14 protein-coding genes and 1 pseudogene are annotated in these 19,149 nt (G+C 65.5%); 4 read left to right on the forward strand and 11 right to left on the reverse strand.

The features are described 5' to 3' along the window. Positions 1 to 352: 352 nt before the first annotated feature. Both AC1PLA_RS16670 and AC1PLA_RS16675 read left to right on the forward strand, forming a co-directional pair. The gene (locus tag AC1PLA_RS16670) at positions 353 to 3,124 is read left to right on the forward strand and encodes a winged helix-turn-helix domain-containing protein (protein WP_481104968.1); all 2,772 of its coding nucleotides are present in this window, start codon (positions 353 to 355) and stop codon (positions 3,122 to 3,124) included. Between the two features lie 74 nt (positions 3,125 to 3,198). Beyond that, complete coding sequence (locus AC1PLA_RS16675; RefSeq protein ID WP_481104969.1) at positions 3,199 to 4,389, forward strand: FAD-dependent monooxygenase; 1,191 nt, start codon at positions 3,199 to 3,201, stop codon at positions 4,387 to 4,389. Positions 4,390 to 4,613: 224 nt separating this feature from the next. Here AC1PLA_RS16675 and azu read toward each other — a convergent pair whose 3' ends face one another. The 6 genes from azu to AC1PLA_RS16705 form a co-directional block, all read right to left on the reverse strand. Then, positions 4,614 to 5,063 (reverse strand): azurin, encoded by a 450-nt coding sequence (azu, locus tag AC1PLA_RS16680; protein WP_481104970.1) that lies wholly within the window; start codon positions 5,061 to 5,063, stop codon positions 4,614 to 4,616. Between the two features lie 91 nt (positions 5,064 to 5,154). Continuing rightward, positions 5,155 to 6,357, reverse strand: a complete 1,203-nt coding sequence (locus AC1PLA_RS16685; protein ID WP_481104971.1) for a pyridoxal phosphate-dependent aminotransferase — start codon at positions 6,355 to 6,357, stop codon at positions 5,155 to 5,157. A 22-nt stretch (positions 6,358 to 6,379) separates the two neighbouring features. Next, positions 6,380 to 6,883: a RidA family protein gene (locus AC1PLA_RS16690; RefSeq protein ID WP_481104972.1), complete on the reverse strand. Its 504-nt coding sequence runs from the start codon at positions 6,881 to 6,883 to the stop codon at positions 6,380 to 6,382. Between the two features lie 32 nt (positions 6,884 to 6,915). Then, complete coding sequence (locus AC1PLA_RS16695; RefSeq protein WP_481104973.1) at positions 6,916 to 7,341, reverse strand: c-type cytochrome; 426 nt, start codon at positions 7,339 to 7,341, stop codon at positions 6,916 to 6,918. Next, positions 7,338 to 8,945, reverse strand: a complete 1,608-nt coding sequence (locus AC1PLA_RS16700) for a flavin monoamine oxidase family protein (RefSeq protein ID WP_024938097.1) — start codon at positions 8,943 to 8,945, stop codon at positions 7,338 to 7,340. Before AC1PLA_RS16700 ends, AC1PLA_RS16695 begins: the two co-directional genes overlap by 4 nt. Before the next feature lie 87 nt (positions 8,946 to 9,032). Further along, positions 9,033 to 11,315 carry a TonB-dependent receptor gene (locus tag AC1PLA_RS16705; protein ID WP_180968642.1) on the reverse strand — a complete coding sequence of 761 codons (2,283 nt, stop codon included), beginning with the start codon at positions 11,313 to 11,315 and terminating at the stop codon, positions 9,033 to 9,035. Positions 11,316 to 11,612: 297 nt separating this feature from the next. Between AC1PLA_RS16705 and AC1PLA_RS16710 the strand changes: the two genes are divergently transcribed. After that, positions 11,613 to 12,230 carry an HAD-IA family hydrolase gene (locus tag AC1PLA_RS16710; RefSeq protein ID WP_481104974.1) on the forward strand — a complete coding sequence of 206 codons (618 nt, stop codon included), beginning with the start codon at positions 11,613 to 11,615 and terminating at the stop codon, positions 12,228 to 12,230. A gap of 246 nt (positions 12,231 to 12,476) precedes the next feature. Here the strand turns inward: AC1PLA_RS16710 and AC1PLA_RS16715 are convergent, their stop codons facing one another. Beyond that, positions 12,477 to 13,703 (reverse strand): acetylornithine transaminase, encoded by a 1,227-nt coding sequence (locus AC1PLA_RS16715; RefSeq protein ID WP_481104975.1) that lies wholly within the window; start codon positions 13,701 to 13,703, stop codon positions 12,477 to 12,479. Positions 13,704 to 13,775: 72 nt separating this feature from the next. On the opposite strand from AC1PLA_RS16715, the pseudogene AC1PLA_RS16720 reads away from it, so the two are divergent. Next, a pseudogene (locus tag AC1PLA_RS16720) lies at positions 13,776 to 14,647 on the forward strand (ion transporter). Between the two features lie 537 nt (positions 14,648 to 15,184). On the opposite strand, the gene AC1PLA_RS16725 reads toward AC1PLA_RS16720, so the two are convergent. The 4 genes from AC1PLA_RS16725 to AC1PLA_RS16740 all read right to left on the reverse strand — a co-directional run bounded on the left by AC1PLA_RS16725 (position 15,185) and on the right by AC1PLA_RS16740 (position 19,065). Further along, on the reverse strand, positions 15,185 to 16,126 hold the full coding sequence (locus AC1PLA_RS16725; protein ID WP_481104976.1) for a YiiG family protein: 942 nt from the start codon (positions 16,124 to 16,126) through the stop codon (positions 15,185 to 15,187). Between the two features lie 107 nt (positions 16,127 to 16,233). Further along, positions 16,234 to 17,208, reverse strand: coding sequence for a YiiG family protein (locus AC1PLA_RS16730; protein ID WP_481104977.1), 975 nt, complete (start codon positions 17,206 to 17,208; stop codon positions 16,234 to 16,236). Between the two features lie 215 nt (positions 17,209 to 17,423). Next, entirely contained in the window at positions 17,424 to 18,239 is an 816-nt protein-coding gene (locus AC1PLA_RS16735) for an SDR family oxidoreductase (protein ID WP_104555306.1), read from the reverse strand. Positions 18,240 to 18,405: 166 nt separating this feature from the next. Next, complete coding sequence (locus AC1PLA_RS16740; RefSeq protein WP_016903010.1) at positions 18,406 to 19,065, reverse strand: serine/threonine-protein kinase; 660 nt, start codon at positions 19,063 to 19,065, stop codon at positions 18,406 to 18,408. Between the last annotated feature and the right edge of the window lie 84 nt (positions 19,066 to 19,149).

Here is a 19,149-nt window from a genome sequence, read left to right on the forward strand (position 1 = left end):
GCCTGATGTGTATCTTGAGTCCGTGCCGACGCTGAACAGGCGCGGCGCCGGCATTGCGTCCGGCTCCATGGTGTCCGGATGGACTCGGCCGCTGCCTGGCGCTTGCACGCACCCTGCGCCATCGCTTGCGCCATTCAGGCGACGCCGCAACGACAAGCTTTGCTTTTGTCTTGTGGCTGTCATACCTTTCTGAAAGGTGTCCACGGATGGGCATGGGTGGGGACCCTCGAAGCAGCCGATATGACGTTGTCGCCGGTCACGGTGACGCGATCTGCATCGCCGCTGTTTCATCACGATCTGCAGCGTGTCGAGCCGGCGCGCTGCCGACGCTTGCCAGGGCCGCCCTCGCCTCATGCTCAAGCCTGTTGCGTTGCTCACACCGCGCCCCTCACCGTCGCGCGATTCCGCCCTTCCCGATTGGCTGCTTGCCAGCAAGCTGGAGCCGCCGCTGCCGCGTACCGGTGCGGTGGTGCGCGGCGCCTTGCTGGCAGCGCTGGATCAGGCCCAGGCCCGGCCGCTCACCCTGCTGCTGGCACCGCCCGGATTCGGCAAGACCACGTTGCTGGCGCAGTGGCATGCGCAGCTGCGCGCACGCGAGCACGCGGCCGTGGCCTGGCTGTCGCTGGACGAAGAAGACGCCGATGCCGCGCGCTTCCTTGGCCATCTGGCGTTGGCGATCCAGCACGCAGGTGCCGATCCGGCGCTATGCGCGGCGGTGCTGCACAACCGCGACCAGGATCCGCGCGAGGCGGTGACGGTGCTGATCCGCGCGCTGCGCACGGCGCCACGGCGCATCAGCGTGATTCTCGACGATTACGACCGGCTCGGCAGCGGCATCGTCGACGAGCTGGTGCTGCGGCTGGTCGAACACGGCGGCGGACGCCTGCACCTGCTGCTGGCCACCCGGCGCGTGCCGGCACTGCCGTTGGCGCGGCTGGACCTGCAGGCGCAGCTCAGCCGTCTCGGCAGTGCGCAACTGGCGCTGGACGAGCACGAGGCGCAGGCACTACTAGGGCCCCAAGTGCCTGCGCCGGTGGTGGACGAATTGCTGCGCTACACCGAAGGCTGGCCGGTGGCGCTGCATCTTGCGCGCCTGTGGCTGGAGGGCGGCGCGCAACGTCAACAGGAGGTGGCCGCGCGTTTCTCCGGCCGCAGCGCGCAGATTGCCGCGTACCTGGCCGAACAGGTGGTCAACGACCTGGATGCCGATACGCGCGACCTGCTGTTGCGAACCAGTCCATTGGAGCGCGTCAACGCAGCGCTGGCCGATGCGGTGCGCCAGCGCGACGACAGCGGCCGGCTGCTGGCGCGGCTGGAACATTTCCACGGCCTGCTGGTGCCCATGGATGGCGAGCGCGAATGGTTCCGCTATCACCCCTTGTTTGCCGACTTCCTGCAGCAACTGCTCGATCGCGAACATCCCGGCCAGGCCACGCACCTGCATCAACGGGCCGCACGCTGGTTTGGCGAGCACCAGCATCTGGCCGAAGCAGTGCGGCACGCATCGCGCGCCGAGTGCGGCGACCTGGCCGCCAGCTACATCGCGCGCGCCGGCACCTGGCAACTGGTGCTGACACACGGCACACACGAGGTGCGCGCATTGCTCCGGCATTTCGAACACCGCACCATCCGCGACACCCCGGCGCTGAATCTCACCCAGGCGCATCTGCATGCAAGGCTCGGCGAGTTCAGCCATGCGCGCCTGCTGCTGGAACGCTTCCGCGACTTTCCAGCGGCGCTGCGTGAGCCCTTGCAGCGCGACTACACGGTGGTGGTGGCGCTGTTGCGCGATCGCCTCGACGAAATCTGCGGCAATCCACATGGCCTGACCCAGATCGCCGCGCAGGCATCCGCGCTGGACGAGGACGATCATCTGGGCCGCGGCATGCTGCTATGCATCTGCGCCACCACCGCCATTGCGCAGGGCGCCTTTGCATTGGCCGAACGCTACGCCCTGAACGCACGCGACGCGATGCAGCGCGGTGGCAGCGAACCGGGCGCAAGCCAAGCGTTGCTGGCATTGGGCCAGAGCTTTTTCTACCGCGGGCAACTCGGCGACGCCGAAGCCTGTTACCGGCAGGCCCTGAACTGGTGCGCGCGCACCCCGCAACTGGATCGCGTGCTGGAGGCCGCCGGCCAGTGCCTGCTCGCGCAACTGCATTACGAACGCGGCCACCACGACGATGCGGCCGACCTGCTGCATCCGGCGCTGGAACTGCTGGAACAGCACGACGGCGGCATGGACGTGCTGGCTTCCGCCTACGGCACCGCGCTGGGACTGGAGCGTGTGCGCGACCACAGCGGGCGCAGTGCACTGGCGCTGCTCGAACACGTCGAACAGATCGCGCACGGGCGCAAGCTGACGCGCCTGTCGGAGCTGGCGGCAGCATGGCGCTTGATGCTGTTGCTGGAACATCCGGGCAATGCCGCCATCGATGTGGTGATCGCCCGTACCGGCGGCGAATCCGGCTTGGCGCATACGCTGCGCTCGCCCCACCGCTGGCGCGATCGTGCGGCGATGGGCTTTGCGCTGGCACGCTGGCACCGGCTGGCCGGACGCAGCAGTGCCGCGCTGACCATCCTGGGCCAGATCGAACAGGCCTGCCTGGCCAATGACAACCTGTGCCACCTCGCGCGCACCCGCGCACGCATCGCACTGGTGCTGCAGCAGCGTGGCGAACTGGCCGCAGCGCTGCCGCATCTGTACAGCGCGCTCGATCATGTGGCGCTGACGCAAAGCTGGCAGGCGATCGTCGAACTCGGCTTGCCGGCCAAGGCAATGCTGCGCTCGCTGCGTCAACACGACCCGCAGACCGTCGGCGGCACCACCCGCGCACTCACCATCCAGGCCCTGCTTGAACGCCTCAGCGGCGACGAGGACCCGGCCGGCGACATCTTCAGCGAGCGCGAGCTGGAAGTGCTCGCGCAACTGGCACGCGGGTATTCCAACAAGCAGATCGCGCGCTGCCTGCACCTGTCGGAAAACACGGTCAAGTTCCACTTGAAGAACCTCTATCGCAAGCTCGATGCACGCAGCCGCGAAAGCGCGTTGGCGCAGGCCTTGCAACGTGGGTTGTTGCGCGCAGCGTCTCCGCCCGGCAGTGCGGAGAAGTCGCCAGGCTGACCGCCAGCGCCGGCGCTGGCTTCCGCCGATAAAAATACATCATGTATGATGTATTTTTATCGGGAGGTCACGGCATGGCTGCTCGCATCCTTGTCACTGGCGCCAGCGTTGCCGGCACCACCACGGCCTGGTGGCTTGCCAGGTATGGCCGCGATGTTGAAGTCGTGGAGCGCGCGCCGGCGTTCCGCGACGGCGGACAGAACGTGGACGTGCGCGGCACCGCGCGAGACGTGCTGCGCCGGATGGGCCTGGAGGCGCTGCTGCTCGAACGCAGCACCCGGGAGCGCGGCACCGACTGGGTCACCGAAGACAATCACGTGGTCGGCCGCTTCGAAGCGGCGCACTCCGACACCGACGGCGGCCCGACCGCGGAGATGGAAATTCGCCGCGGCGATATTGCCCGGATCATCTACGAGGCCGCAGCGGCGCAAGGAGTGCGCTTTCGCTTCGGTGACAGCATCGAACACATTGAGCAGCACGACGGCGGCGTCCAGGTCACCTTTGCCAGCGGCCATCAGGAAACCTATGCACTTGTAGTGATCGCCGAGGGCGTCGGCTCGCACACCCGGGAGCTGGTTTTCCCCGCAGAGAATCGGCCGCGCTGGATGGACCTGACGATTGCCTATTTCAGCATTCCGCAGATCGCCAGTGACGGCGTCTATGCGCGGCAATACAACACGCTGGGTGGTCGGGGAGCGGTGGTAAAACCTGCACGCGACGGCAAGTTGGGAGTCTATCTCGGCATCCAGAAGCGACCCGGTCATGAGAACGGCTGGAGCGTGGCGCAGCAGCGCGCCTTCATTCACGCGCAGTTCTCCGCGCTAGGCTGGGAGTTTCCGCGCATCCTGGATGCGATGACGGACATCGACGACTTCTACTTCGATGTGCTGCGCCAGGTACGCATGGACCGCTGGTCCAACGGTCGGGTGGTCCTGACCGGCGATGCGGCATGGTGCCCGACCGCACTGTCCGGCATCGGCACCACGCTTGCGATCGTGGGTGCCTACGTCCTTGCCGGAGAGCTTGCCAGGTCGGAGACGCCGGCAACCGCCTTCGCGCACTACGAACGCATCATGCGTCCCTTCGTCAAACAGGGGCAGAACATTCCCAAGCTGGTCCCGCGCCTGCTGTGGCCGCATACCCGCTTCGGCCTGGCAGTGCTGCGCAATGCCATCCGCCTGGCCAGCCGGCCCGCACTCAGGTCGTTCATCAACAACCATTTTGCACGGGACGCCAATGCCATCGCCTTGCCAAGCTACGAGTAGACCAACCGATTGACCGGGAAAGCCCGTTAAAAACGCAGACTACATCGCGTTCGGCGAAAGACGCTGATGCGCCAACGCCGAAACTAGAAGCAGCATCCACGACGCTGGTTGGCGCTGCCGTCCGCTCCGCTCACGATTGCCCTGGAGCACGCGGCGTGACCGCGTGCCAGCTCCCTCACACTTCACTCCTGCCGCGGCCACGCACACCTGCGGCACGTGACAGCTCAACCAAAACTCAGCGTGCCCTTCATCATCGCCCAGTGGCCGGGGAACGAGCAGAAGAAGGTGTAATCGCCGCCCTTGCTCAACTTGCTGGTGGGAAAGCTGACCATGGTGCTATCGCCGCCGCCGATCACCTTGGTATGCGCGATCACGCGCGCGTCGGCCTTGGGCAGATAGCTGTCGGCAATGGTGGAGCGTATGCCGGCATTGGCCACTGCCTGGAAGTCGGCGGACTTGGTCAGCACCCAGTTGTGCCCCATCACCGTGGCGGCCATCTTGCCGGAGTGCTTGAGCGTGAGGTCCACCTGCGTGCAGTCGGGCGCCAGCTTGATCGCGCTCTGGTCGAACTTCATCTGATCGTTGCCGGTGATGGTGACGGCGCAGGTACGCGCCCATGCCGAAGGCGCCAGCAGCACCAGACCAAGCACGGCAAATGTCGAAAACACTTTCAAGGGAACACTCCTGCGTTAAGGGATGCGCGACGCCCAGCGCGCCTGGCCACACCAGCGCGTTCGCATGCGCCGGTGGTGCCAGAGTAACGCCTCATGCGTAACGGAAAAAAGCATCCATCGGATCATGCACAGCGGCCGTGGCGTCCAGCAGCGGCAACGGGCCGCGCTTGCCGGCGATCACCTGCACGAAGGCCTGCTTGAAGCGTGCCATCTCCGCGTCGGTGCCGACGGTGATGCGCGACCAGGTCGGCCATACCGGCCAGCTACGCCCGATGAACACGCCATGGGTGGCCATGTCGTCCTTGAAGCCGGCGGCCGGGCGCTTCACATCGACCATGAAGCAGTTGCTCTCCGAGGCGGTGCAGGCGTAGCCCTGCTTGACGAGAAATTCCATCACGTCCTTGCGTGTGGCCGCGGTACGTGCGCGGCGCTGCGGCACCAGTGCGGGATCGCGCAGGCTGGCCAGGCCTGCGGCGGCGGCGGTCACCGGCAGGCTGTTGACGCTGTAGAACATCAGCTTGGCCAGCAGGTCCGGGCGCGCGGCCGCATAGCCCAGGCGAATGCCGGCCATGCCGTAAAGCTTGGAGAAGGTACGCAACACCACCACGTCCTCGCCCGCGGCAACCATGTCGACCACGCTGCTGGTGCTCTGCGCAAAGTGGATATAGGCCTCGTCCACCACCAGCACGCTACCCTTGGGCTTGTGCGCCAATGCGTAGTCCAGATCCTTGCGCGCAGTGACCGACCCGGTGGGATTGTTGGGATTGCAGATGTAGATCACGCCAGGGCTGGCGTCGGCGGCGCACATCGCCTGCACATCGTGCGAGAAATCCTTGCGCAACGGCACCTTGATCAGTTTTGCGCCATTGCGGGTGGCGGCGCGCCAACCGGATTCGTAGGTGGGGTCGGCGGTGACCAGCGCGGCGCTGGGCGAGGTGAACGCCAGCATCGTGTAGTCCAGCGGCTCGGTGGAGCCGGCGTAGGCCATCAGGTGATTGACCGGCAGCTTGAGCTCGGCGGCCAGGGTATCCATCAGCTCCATCTGCACATCGCGCAGGTAGCGTCCGCCTTGCGGTGCGATCTGCGCGATGGCCTTGACCGCGGCCGCCGACGGGCCATCGGGAAATTCGTTGGAGCCGATCATCACCGGCGACAGCGCACTAGCCGGTGTCGGCGCGACGGCGGCAGAACGTTCGGCGGCGCTGGCCAGCAGCGGCAGCGCACTCGCACCGGCAGCGCCGGCAAACAGCGCGGAGTCGCGCAGAAACATGCGGCGCGAAAGAGCAGTATTCATGACAACCTCCAGCAGGACGGATTCAGGGACGAACGGCGACCACTTCGATTTCCACCCGATACAGCGGATTGCCGAGCGCGGCGATCTGGAAGGCCGAGCGTGCCGGCAGGTTGGGCTGCTCCTTGGTACCGAAGAACTGGCGGTAACCCTCCATAAATCCGTTGAAATCCATCTTGCCGCCCATGGCCGGATCGCCGACCAGAAACACCTGCATCTTCACCACATCGCCCATCCCCAAGCCGAGCGCTGCGAGTTGCTGCTTGATCTGGTTCAACACGCTCACCGTCTGCGCCTTGGTGTCGCCATAGGCGGCAGCCGAATCCTTGGGCGCACTGGCATCCACCACCGCCGGCACCTTGCCGCTGACATAGACGGTGGCCTTGCCGGCGGGAATTTCCACGGCGGCAGCGATGGGGAAATCGCTGTTGGGGATCTTGTGGCGGATCACCTCGGCGGCGTACGCAGCGGTGAGGCCCGCAGACCACAACAGGGCAGCGGTGACAACGGCTGTCACTGGACGGGACATGGCAACTCCTTGCATGAGAGGGAAAGGGGGCATCAGTGGCGCAGCAATTTGACGTCGTCGACGGTGACGCGCTCGGCGTGGTCGTTGCCGAAGTGCGTGCGCACATAACTCACCACTTCGGCCACCTGGCGGTCGTTGAGCATCTCGCCGAAGCCGGGCATGCCGGCGTGGCCATCGAGCACCATCATGGTGACGTAGGGTCCAGCGGCCAGCTTGGGATTGCCGGCAAGCGCGGGGTATTCGCCGGCACCTTGCGCGCCGTGCCCGGCCGGCATGTGGCAGCCCTGGCAGATCGCCTGGTAGACGTCCTGGCCGGAGGCCTTGGCAAAGCCCTGTTGCGGGAACAGCTGGGTGGCATCGGAACTCTGCGCCCGCGCGTCGTATGCGCCCGGCGACACCAGCAAGGCAGCCATCGCAACGACGAAGCTGGCCGCGGCCAATCGTGGTAACAGACTCATGCGCGACCTCCTCCGGCCAGCACTTTGCGATGCAGACGACCGACGACATCGTGCGCAGACAAGATCGCGCCCTCCTGCCAGGCCGGAATATAGGAGACGTGTTCACCGGCCAGCGCCAGGCGCCCGTCGATCTGGCACAGCGGCGTGTAGTGTTCGGCACGCGCCTGCTCGCTCCACATGCCGAAACAGCCATGCGTGAACGGCACGCGGTGCCAACCGACCGAAATGCCGTTCTCGAACTCGCGTGGATATTGCGGATGCAGCTGCGTGCCGTATTCGACCGCCTTGCGCACGCGCTGCTCCGGGGGCATCGAGGTGAACTGGTAGGCGTCCAATCCCCAGACGTAGGCACCGAGCAGCACGCCCTTGCCGGGGCTGTGATAGTTGGTGCTGGGATAGCTGATCAAAGTGATCGGCAGATCGGTGTAGCTGATGCCGCCGTAGATGGCCTCGTCCTCTTCCCAGAAGCGGCGCTTGAATTGCAGGCCCACCTTCACCGATGCCGCGTACGGCACCTGGCCGATCGCGGTAGTCATCGCGTCGCCGGCGGTGACCGGGATGCGGCTGAGCACCGACAACGGAATCGTGCAGATGCACCAATCGGCGCTGGCGATGCGTTCTTCGCCGCCATGCGCGGCATCCTGCCAGGACACACGCACGCCGTTGCCATCCTGATCGATCCTGGTGACCTTGGCGTTGTAGGTGATGGCATCGCCAAGCTGCTTCGCGAACGCCTTGCCGATCTGGTCCATGCCGCCCACCGGCTGGAACATGGTGGTCTGCATTTCGTAGTTGTTGCCGGCCGCCAGCGTGGTCCACAGACGCGAACGCAACACATCCTGCACGCTGAAGGGATCGGAGAACTCCGGCTTGCCCGACAGGCCGCCGCCGGGATATCGCGCAAAGCCGCGCCGCTCGCTGCTGTCCTTGCCTTTGACGTAGCCGAACTTGTGGTCGAGCGCGCCCCAGGTCCGCAAGGACTCCAACAGCACCTCCTGGTCTTCGCGGCTCACGCTCTTGTCCAGCGCCTGCTGCTGGGTGCACTTGGCCAGCAGCTCGGACACATGGCCCTTGTAATCGGCATCGATGGCGCGAAAGCGCTGCGGTTTGCCGCCAAAGCCTTGCTGGCTGTGCAACAGCGCGTTGTAGTTGACCTGGTTGAACGCCTCTAGGGCCACACCGAATTGCTTGCAGTAACTCAGCACCGCCTTGTGGTGATGCGGAATGCGCCACGGCCCCGGATTGAGGTACAGCCCGTCGTCGAACTGGCAATGCTGGGTCGCCCCGCCGAGTTCGGTGTAACGGTCGCCGCCGCGCAGCGTCCAGTTGCGCCCACCGGGGCGGTCGTTGTACTCCAGCACCTGCACGCGGTACCCCGCTTTACGCAGTTCGAAGGCCGCAGCCATGCCGGCCAGCCCCGCCCCCAGAATCAGCACCGAGGCGCCCTTCGGGTCGCCATCCAGTTGCAGCGGCCCTTTGAAATTTGATTCGGCTGCCATGCCCAGGCTGCTCATCGCCTGGTACATCATCGCGCCGCCAGCGGTCATGCCGATGCGCGCCAGCAGTTGCCGCCGCGTCATCGCCCCAGAATGATTGCCTTGCATCAACGCGTAGTCCTTGCATGTCATGGAACGAGTGCGACTGACAAAACGCATGACGCGGCCGGCAGTGACGCCGGCCGCATCACCGCCTCAGAACTTGTAGGACAGACTGGCGAACAGCTGGCGCGGTGCGATCAACTGGTACGAGCCGGAACTCTCGTTCGGGAACACCGCACCGATCGCATCGTCCTTGTCGAACAGGTTGTAGACCGACAACTGCAGCCGCCCACCGGCCAGGAACCCGGCATCCTCGCCCTGGTAGCCGAGGCTGCCGTTGACGATGAAGGTGGCATCCACCTGGTCGGTATTGAGCGTGTCGCCGTAGCGCTTGCCGGTGTATTTGGTGTCGAGGTTGGCGAAGAAATGCTCGCCCTCCCAACCGCCGTTGAGGCTGAACATCACCTTGGGCGAGTCCGGCACTTCGTTGCCTTCCACCTGCACCAGGTTGCCGCTGACCGGGCCGAAATAATTGTCCTGGAACTCGGATTTGTTCCAGGTCAGCGACGCTCCCAGCCGCCAGCCCGGTGCCGGCTTCCACATGCCGGACACTTCCGCACCATAGGTCTGCACGTCGCCGACGTTGGCGTAGATCGTGGGTGCGACCACCAATGGGTCCGGGTCGGTCAGCGCGATGATGCGGTTCTCGTAATCGATCTTGTAGGCAGCGACGTAGCCGCTCCACTGGCTGGATTCGGCGCGGATGCCGATATCGATATTGGTGGATTCCTCCGGCGCGATATCCGGATTGAATGCACCCGAGGTCAACGCCAGCCGCGGCGCCGAGCTGAAGTTCTCCGCGTAGTTGGCGAATACCTGCACGCCGTCGGCGAGCTGGAAGCTGGCGCCGACCTGCGGCTGGAACCAGTCGCTGTTCTTGATGGTGACATCGCGGCGCACACCGACATTGAAGTCATCGAGATTGGCGATGCCGTTGTAGTCGCGTTTGACATCCAGCCCCTTGGCGCCGAACTCCATGGTGAGCCGGTCATCGAGCAAGCGCAGCGTGTCCTTGATGTAGAGCTGCTTCACCTCGGTGGAGAAGTGGTTGTCGTAGTAGATGACGATCGGCAGCGAGCCCTTGAGCAGTGCGCCGGTGGCCGGGTCCAGGTTGTACAGCGGGCGCACCTGGTCGAAGTCGTAGTTCTCGTACCACGCACCGACTTCGAGCTTGTTGTGCTCGGTCTCCCACGACACCGCGGTGGTCACGCCGTAGCGATCGCCGCCCATGATTTCCTCGCGCCGCGTCATCGCACCGACGCGGGTGACATTGCCGTTGGCATCGACGATCTGCGGGTCGTTGATGGCGATGTCGGTGCGCCCTGGCGTACCGGCGATGGCATCGTTGTACAGGCCAGTGGCCGTGCTCGGCGGCGTGCCGCCCACGCCGTACCCATGCTTGTTCTCGTAGTAGCCGGTGAAGGTGAAACCGATCGCATCGTTGAACAGGAAATCGCCGTGCAGGCTGAGCAGCGAGTCGCGGCGGCCGTTCTGCCATTCGCTGTAATGCTCGGCATCCACTTCCGGATTGCCGGTGATGCGTTCGTGCAGATCCCACGCCACCGAGCCGTCGGAGTTGTACGACTGCACGTCGTAGTCCTTGCGGTTGTTGTAGATCCAGCCCAGGGTCAGGTGGCCCACGTCCCAGGCCTGGCGGATCTTGGCTTCGAAGTGATCGCTCTTCTGCGTGGCCGGTTCCATGTCCCACACCCCGCCCTGCGTGCGCGAGGCAGACAGATAGGCACTGGGGCCGCCTTCCCACCAATCCGGCGTATCCAGCCGCACGAAACTGCGCACCAGATCGTCCGAGCCGATGGTCTGGGTGAGATTGCCGCTCCAGCTGTCGCCGCCTTTCGGGGGCAGGCTGGTGTAGCGGATCGCACCGCCAAGTGCGTGGTAGGAAGGCTGGGTGACATCGCCGGAACCGGCCGACACGGTGACGTCGAGCAGGTTCTCGCTGGACACGTAGCGGGTGATCGGGCCGCCTTCGCGGGTGTCGAAGGTTTCGATCGGAATGCCGTCCAGGGTCACGCCGATCTGGTTGGCGGAAAAGCCGCGGATGGTCATCGAGTCGCCGAATTCGTACAGCCCGAACGGATCGGTGGTCTGCACATTCACGCCGGGCAGGCTCGCCAGTAACTGCTGTGGTGCCACGCCGGGCACCTGGGCCTGGATCTCGGCAACGGAGATGGAAGCCGTGGTGCGCGTGGAGCCGGTACCGACCACGCTGACCGCGTCCAGCGTGCGCGCTTCCTGTGCCAGGACGGGCAGGCTGTGTGCGCCAGCCAGCACCAAGGTCATCGAAGCCAGCGTGCGACCACGCGTGGCAGTGGTGAGAATGGCGGCGACCGACGCCGCCAGTTGATCGGTGTTCAAGCGCTTGCGCATGCAATCGACCCCCTGGATGGTGTGACGTGCTGAGTGACCGGGCCCGCTCCCCAAGACCGGCTGACACCGCGGATGCGGCATGCATCGACCATACCCAGCACAGTTCCACCGCAAGTGCCGCGCGGAGGGTAGGGGCGGCGCGGGTGGGTAGGTTGCTGCCGAATTCAACGATCTGAATAGGTACTATCCCCACCCACCTGCGTGCATCCGGACATACCAGGCCTTGCGCGCTTGCCCTGCCGCGGCGAATCGACAACGCTGCCCCGCCACATCCCGAGTCCGCCCATGCCGCCTGCAGCACCGTCCCTGTTACTGCTCGATTTCGACGGCGTGCTGGCCAGCTATTCGCGGCCGCGCCGTGTGGCGGCGCTTGCCAATGCGGCGGCGTGCACGCCGCAACGTGTGCAACAGGTGTTGTTCGAGCAGGGACTGGAGCGCGCCTACGACGCCGGGGTGATCGACACGCCGGCCTATCTGGCGCAGCTCAGCGAGGGCCTTGGCTACGCGATCGATCGCGCCACCTGGATCGACGCACGAGTGGCGGCATGCCACGCCGACCCGTCGGTGCTGACGCAGGTGCTGGCGGTGGCGGCAACCACCGCGGTGGCGGTGCTCACCAACAACGGGCCGTTGATGGTGGAAGCGATTGAGCGGATCGTGCCGCCGCTGTTTCCGCTATTGCAGGGCCGCGTGCTGTGCAGCGGCGCACTCGGCGGCCGCAAGCCCGATGTGCAGGTGTATCAGCGCGCGCTTGCACAACTGGATACTAGTGCTGCGCGCACGTTGTTTGTCGACGATCTGTTCGTCAACGTGCGCGGGGCCCGCGCTGCCGGCCTGCATGCGGACACGGTGCGCGATGCGCGGGCGTTGCGGCGGGTGCTGAAGCGGTATGGGCTGGGGTGAAGGGCCGGGATTGGGGATTGGGGATTGGGGATTGGGGATTGGGGATTGGGAATCGGGAATCGGGAATCGGGAATCGGGAATCGGGAATCGTTGAGCATCGCGAAACACTGATCCCCCTCAAGGGTGACGCAAGACGACGCTCGCAGCGTTGAACGCGTCGAAGAAACGCAACGACCCGCGCCGCTTACCCCACCGTGCTCACTGTCGCGGCACCCGCCACGACGGTGCAGAACGCGCAGGACTCCATCACTTCTGCGCCACGTACTCGGCAATGGCCAGGTGCAGGCGCTCCAACCCATCGGCCAGCTCGACATCGGTCAGATTCAGTGCCGGCACGAAGCGCAACACATCCGGCCCGGCCTGCAGCAACAGCAGGCCATGCTTGGCGGCAAAATCCAGGATCGCGCCGGCCTGCCCGGCATGCGCCGGCGCCAGCACCGCGCCCAGCATCAGGCCACGTCCGCGGATCTGGGCAAACAGGCCGAACTCGGCGTTGAGCGCCTCCAGGCCGGCGCGCAGCGCCGCAGACTGACGCGCTACGTTCTCGGCGATCTGCGGCGAAGCCAGCTTGCGCAGCGCCACGCGCGCCACCGCCGCGGCCAGCGGGTTGCCGCCGAAGGTGGTGCCGTGCGCGCCGAACTGCATGGTTTCGGCCACCTTGGGGCCGGCCAGCATCGCGCCGATCGGGAAGCCGCCACCCAGCGCCTTGGCCAGCGTCACGATGTCCGGCGTCACCTGCTCCTGCCAATGCGCGAACAGCGTGCCGGTCCGGCCCATGCCGCACTGGATCTCATCCAGCACCAGCAGCGCATCGTGCTGGTCGCACAGCGCACGCACGTGGCTCAGGAAGCCCGGCTCGGCCGGCATCACCCCGCCCTCGCCCTGGATCGGCTCGACCATCACCGCGGCCACATCGCCCGCGGCCATGGCCGCTTCCAGCGCGGCGACATCGTTGAAGTCCACATAGCGAAACCCGCCGGGCAGCGGCTCGTAGCCTTCCTGATACTTGGGCTGCGCGGTGGCGGTGACCGCCGCCAGGGTGCGCCCATGGAAGCTGCCGCGGAAGGTCACGATCACGCGCTTGTCGGCCGGGCGGCCCTGACTGCTGGCCCACTTGCGCACCAGCTTGATCGCCGCTTCGTTGGCCTCGGTACCCGAATTGCACAGGAACACCTTGTGCGCGAAGCGCGAGGCGGTGACAAGCTCTTCGGCCAGCTTCAGCGGCGGTGCGCTGAAGAACACATTGCTGGTGTGCCACAGCTTGCCGGCCTGCTCGGTCAGCGCGGCCATCAGGTCCGGATCGTTGTGGCCCAGCCCGCTGACCGCAATACCGGCGGACAGATCCACATACGCGCGGCCCTGGTCGTCCCACACGCGACTGCCCTGGCCACGCTCCAGCACCACCTGGCGCGGGCGATACACCGGCAGGTAGTAATGCGCGAGGGACAGGGGCGAATCGGCAGCGGTGCTCATGATGGTGGGTCACAGAAGCGGAGGGAGAACGCGCATTCTCGCGCATTCGCCGGCCTGCGGCACAATGCGCGGATGCGCCCCTTCTCCGATCCTCAGCTCACTCCCGCCACCGACCACGGCTGGCGCCGGCAATGGTTCGACATCATCTACCGGCACGACACCCGCCCATCGCGCACTACGACCTGATGCTGGTGGTGGCGATCCTCACCAGCGTGGTGGTGATCATGATCGACAGCGTGCCGCGCATCCATTCGCATTCGGCGCACTGGCTGGTGCCGCTGGAATGGGCGTTCACGGTCCTGTTCACCGTCGAATACGCGTTACGCCTGGCGGTGGTGCGGCGTCCACTGCATTACGCACTGAGCGTGTGGGGCGTGATCGACCTGCTCTCGATTCTGCCCAGCTATCTGTCGTTCTTCGTGCCCGGTGCGCAGACGCTGCTGGTGGTGCGTGTGCTGCGCATCCTGCGCCTGTTCCGCATCCTCAAGCTCACCCGCTACATCGAAGAAAGCGGGCAACTGGTGGACGCGCTATGGCGCAGCCGGCGCAAGGTGCTGGTGTTCCTGTTCAGCGTGCTCACCATCACCGTGATCGCCGGCGCCACCATGTATGTGATCGAAGGCCCCCAACATGGGTTCACCAGCATCCCGACCAGCATGTACTGGGCCATCGTGACCATGGCCACGGTGGGGTTTGGCGACCTGGTGCCGCAGACCACGCTGGGCCGCTTCATCACCTCGGCGCTGATCCTGATCGGCTACAGCATCATCGCCGTGCCCACCGGCATCTACACCGCCGAGCTGGCCAGCACGCTGCGCGAAGGTGGCCACACCGGCAAGCGCGATACGCGCAATTGTCCACGTTGCGGGCTGGAAGGCCACGCGTCCGATGCACGCTATTGCCGCCAGTGTGCCGAGCCGCTGCCGGAGATCTCCAACGGCTGACGCGGTGCTGCCGACGCGACGCAATGCCTGCGCCCGCCGAGAAGCGGAGGCAGCCGGCTTTGCGGTTCCCATCGGCACACAACAAGGCTGACATCTGCGGTGGTCTTATCGATTTCGGAACCCTTGGCGGCAAGGATGCCGCTACGGAGCCTGCTGGCACGGATTCACGGCATTTCTCGCAAGCGGTGGGGGCATCGCGCCGTCGACTCGCCGAACTTTTGATCTGAGCAGCTGATCGCGCCTAACACGGTCACGCTTCCAGGTCTCGACTTCTTTATGTGTTGTGTTTCGATGGACTTGGGTAGTGCTGATAGATCAGTCGTAGAGCGGATGATCTGTTGCTTGGCCGCAGGGTCCTTGCCCGCCCACCATCGCAGGACACGCCGCAAGTACGTCCATGTAGGCTCTTACGCGGCATCCATGCCGCGTAAGGTCCCACGACGATGGGCGGGCAAGGGCCTGTCGAGATAATCGGTGTGCACGGTAAAAGCAGTGCGCGATCCGCTTACACAACGCGACAGGAATGCCCGCAAAGCATCAATGCGACATGCGGTTGCTCATGTCGATCAGATCGTTGTAGCTGGCTAGCACGGCCTGGCGGGTGCCGCCCGGCGGCATGGAGCCGCTTTCCAGCAGCATCTGCTCGCTCTTGTTCAATGGTGTCTTGGTGCGGATACGTTCGACCAGTCGTCCCGACTCGCGCGCCAGCTTGTCGGCGGAGCGTTCCATGTGGCCCCACATCGCATCGCCCTGGCCGACCTTGGCTTTCTGTGCCTCTTCCAGAATGCCTTGGTAACGCGCGAGCTGGGACTGCGCTGCGGCAAGATCCGGCGTGTCGCTGTCGAGCACCTGCACCAGCTGCTTGCCTTCGCCGATGATCTTCAGGTGATACCAGGAGGCGCTGCGGCCTTCTTCCTTTTCGATCGCATCGATCTGCGCCTGGCGACGCATGTCTTCGTTACGTTCGAGTGCGGTACTCATGGCTTCACCGGCTTCGAAGAAGGCCTGGTAGGCCTGCATCAGCGGTGCGTGCAGCGCCTTCATGCCCTTGCCGTCGTCGCGCAGATAATCCTCGCGGTCGTAGTAGCGCACCGCTTCGCCGATACGCTCGTTGAGTGCGGTGAACCGTTCCTGATAGGTCTTGGCCACCGGATCGAGCTCGGGGTTGGCGGGTGTTTGCGCCAGCGCCGCAGTCATCGGCGCGCCACATTCGTCCACGTGATGCGACAGCACCGTGCCCGGTGCATGGATACCGCTTTCCTTGCCGGTCGGGCCAGCCTCGGGGTCCTGCATCCACTCGATGTATTGCTGATAGCTCTCGTGGATCGGCTGCTCAACGCCATTGAAGCACGTGATGTAGGCATTGATCTTGTCGGCGCCTTCCACTGCGGCGGCAGGTGCGTCTTTCTGGCAGCCGACAAGCAGCGCGGCGAAAGCCATCGCCGCGGTGAGCGGCGCATAACGAAGTCGAAGGGTCATCTTGGGTTCCAGTGATGGGTTGAACGAGGTGGCTGCCGCAGCGTGCGGCCGAATGACATCTGGCGCGGCGCACCCTTGGCACGCGCGCGTCGGGTGCAGCGCGGCAATTACTGACGATTGCTTTCGAACACCAGCGCGTTGTACGTGTTGAGCAACTTGCGTGGCGAACCCTCCGGCGCCAGCGAGGGGTTGTCCAGCCAGCCCTGTTCCATCTTGCTATAGGGCGTTCTTTCGACCACGCGTTTCACCCGCGCCTTGGCTTGTCTGCGGAAGGTTTCCGCAGCGGTCTCGAAGCTGTTCCAGTCCAGCTTGCCCGGTTCCTGATCGGCCACCTTGGCATGCGCCTCGTCGGAGAGGCGGTTGAAGCTGTCCAGCAGCGTATTGACCCGTGGCACGTCGAACTGCTCCTGTTCCAGCGCATCGGCGATCTCCTTGGCGTCGAGCATCATCGCCAGCCGGTAGTATTCGCGCGTGCGGCCCTCGCCCTGCTCCAGCATCTTGAGTTTTTCGCGTTGCGCCGCGTCGTTTTGCGTGTCCAGTTCGGCGCTGAAGGCGGTACTGGCATCGGCATAAGTGGCCAGCACCTCCATCAGCTCCGGGTGCAGCTGCTTGCCCTTGGCGAACTGGTCGTCTTCGTAGTCCTGACGCGTGTAGTAGTCGGCTACCGCGTGACTGATCGGCTGCAGCGCCTTCAATGCCGCGCGGTAGTCGCGCGCCGCCTTGTCCAATGCAGGCAGCGACGGGTTCGCCGCAGCGGCGGCGCTGACCGGCGCATCGCACTGCTTCATGTCGTAGGCGTCGATATCGTACGGACCGGTCATGCCGGATTCGCGACCGGTGGGGCCGGCGAACGGGTCCTGCATCCAGCCGGTGTATTGCCTGGCGCCGGCGTGCACCTTCGCATCGATGCGGTTGAAGCAGTCGATGTAGGCGCCGAGCTTTGCGGTCACGCCTTGCAGGGAGTCCGGCTGTTTTTCACTCGTCTTGGCACCGGTTGCAGGCGGCGGCGACTTGCCGCCGCAAGCGGCCACCAGGACGGACACGGACGCCGCCAAAACGACTACACGGAACATCGGAGACACGCGCTGTACATCCCTGTTGGAAACGGTTTCAGCCGCGCACGATAGCAAACACGACTGTGAACTCCCTGTGCTCACGCCCGGGCGCCTACGGCCTGGCACGCGGGGGGCGCGGCCGCTGGTCCGCTGCATCGATTTTTTCGAATCGCGCTGGCCGCATGCGCCGCTGACGGCGTATCCGTATCAGGCCGGCTGCGCGCGCGGGCCGTTGGCCGCGCTCAGTCGAGAAACAGGTCCGGCAACAACGCGCGCGACGGGTCGACCGCGTAGCCGCTCAGGTCGGTGACGCCGGCCTCGGCCAGCACCTGGTCGTCGATCAGGAACTGGCCATGAAATCCGGCCGCCTCGCGCGTCAGCACCGCATGTGCCGCGTCGGCCATGATCTCCGGCCGGCGACACGCGGCCGCATCCACGCCATCGATCATGTTGATCGCATCGGTGGCGATCACCGTGCGCGGCCATAGCGCATTGATCGCCACGCCTTGCGGGCCGAACTCGGCTGCCAGCCCCAGCGTCACCAGGCTCATGCCCATCTTGGCCAGCGTGTAGCCGGTATGCGCGCCCCACCACGCCGGGTTCAAGGACGGTGGCGGCGCCAGCGTGAGGATGTGCGGATTGGGCGCCTGCAACAGATGCGGCAGGCACGCTTGTGCGCACAGAAAACTGCCGCGCGCGTTGACCTGCTGCATCAGGTCGAAGCGCTTCATCGGCGTCTCCAACGCGCCACGCAACCAGATCGCACTGGCGTTGTTAACCAGGATATCGATGCCGCCAAACGCATCGACCGTGGCGGCCACCGCGGCACGCACCTGCGCTTCGTCGCGGATATCGCACTTGAGCGCCAGCGCCTGCCCACCGGCCGCAGTCACCGCCTCGGCCGCGCTGTGGATGGTGCCGGGCAACTTGGGATTGGCCACTGCCGATTTGGCCGCAATCGCCACATTGGCCCCATCCCGCGCCGCCCGCAACGCAATCGCCAGGCCGATCCCGCGCGAGGCACCGGTGATGAAGAGGGTTTTGCCGTTTAAGGTCATGGGATTGGGGATTGGGGATTGGGGGATCGCAAAAGCTTACAACCCGAGCAAGAACGGTGCGGGATTCGGGATTCGCAAAAGCGTATCGCCTCCCCCACTCGCATCGACCAACCCGCAGGCCCAAGCCATACGCTCTTACTAATCCCCAATAACCAATCCCCGTCCCTCAAGGCCTCGGCCCCCGCCCCTCGTTGTCTTCCCAATGCAGCACGCGGCGGGTCACGAAGCGGTAGACCGGCTTGCCGGTGGCGAACCACAGCTTGCGCACCCAGGAGGTGCGCTTGAGCACGCGGCGTTCCACCGGGGTGATCGCGGCCGGGCAATACATGCGCTTGTGCTTGAGCAGGTGCCGCAGATCTTCGCGTGCAAGCAGACGCATCCAGGGCGCGCGCGGATTGCCGCGTACCGCCAGCTGGAAATCGATCACCGCCGGGCTGCCGTCGTCCTGCACCAGCCAGTTGGCTTCCTTGGCCAGATCGTTGTGCGCCACCCCGCGGCGGTGCAGCTGCTGCAACAACCTGCGCGCACGGCGGAAGTAGGCCAGATCGCCGCGCGGCGGGCGCTGGTACATCGCATCGCCGGCCAGATAGCTGCGATCCAGATGGCGTCCGTCCCAGTGCAACAGACGCGGTGTCCGCGCCAGGCCATCGAGCTGGCGCAGGGCCAGGGCTTCGCGCCGCGCCAGCCACCAGGCCACACCGCGCAGCAGCCACGGCGCCGCGCTCAGGTCGCGCCGCACGAACAGGCGATCGGCGTCGCGGATCAGCAGGATGCGCCCGAAGGTATCGGACTTCAGCGGTAGGTTGCCGGCGGGTTCGTCACTCATCCCCCATTGTAGGCGGGGCGCCTGCATCGCCACAGCGGGCGTTGCCTGCGGTCAAGCTCGCGTACGCTCTGATCCGCCCGCAAC

Source organism: Xanthomonas sp. NCPPB 1826, from assembly GCF_056725285.1.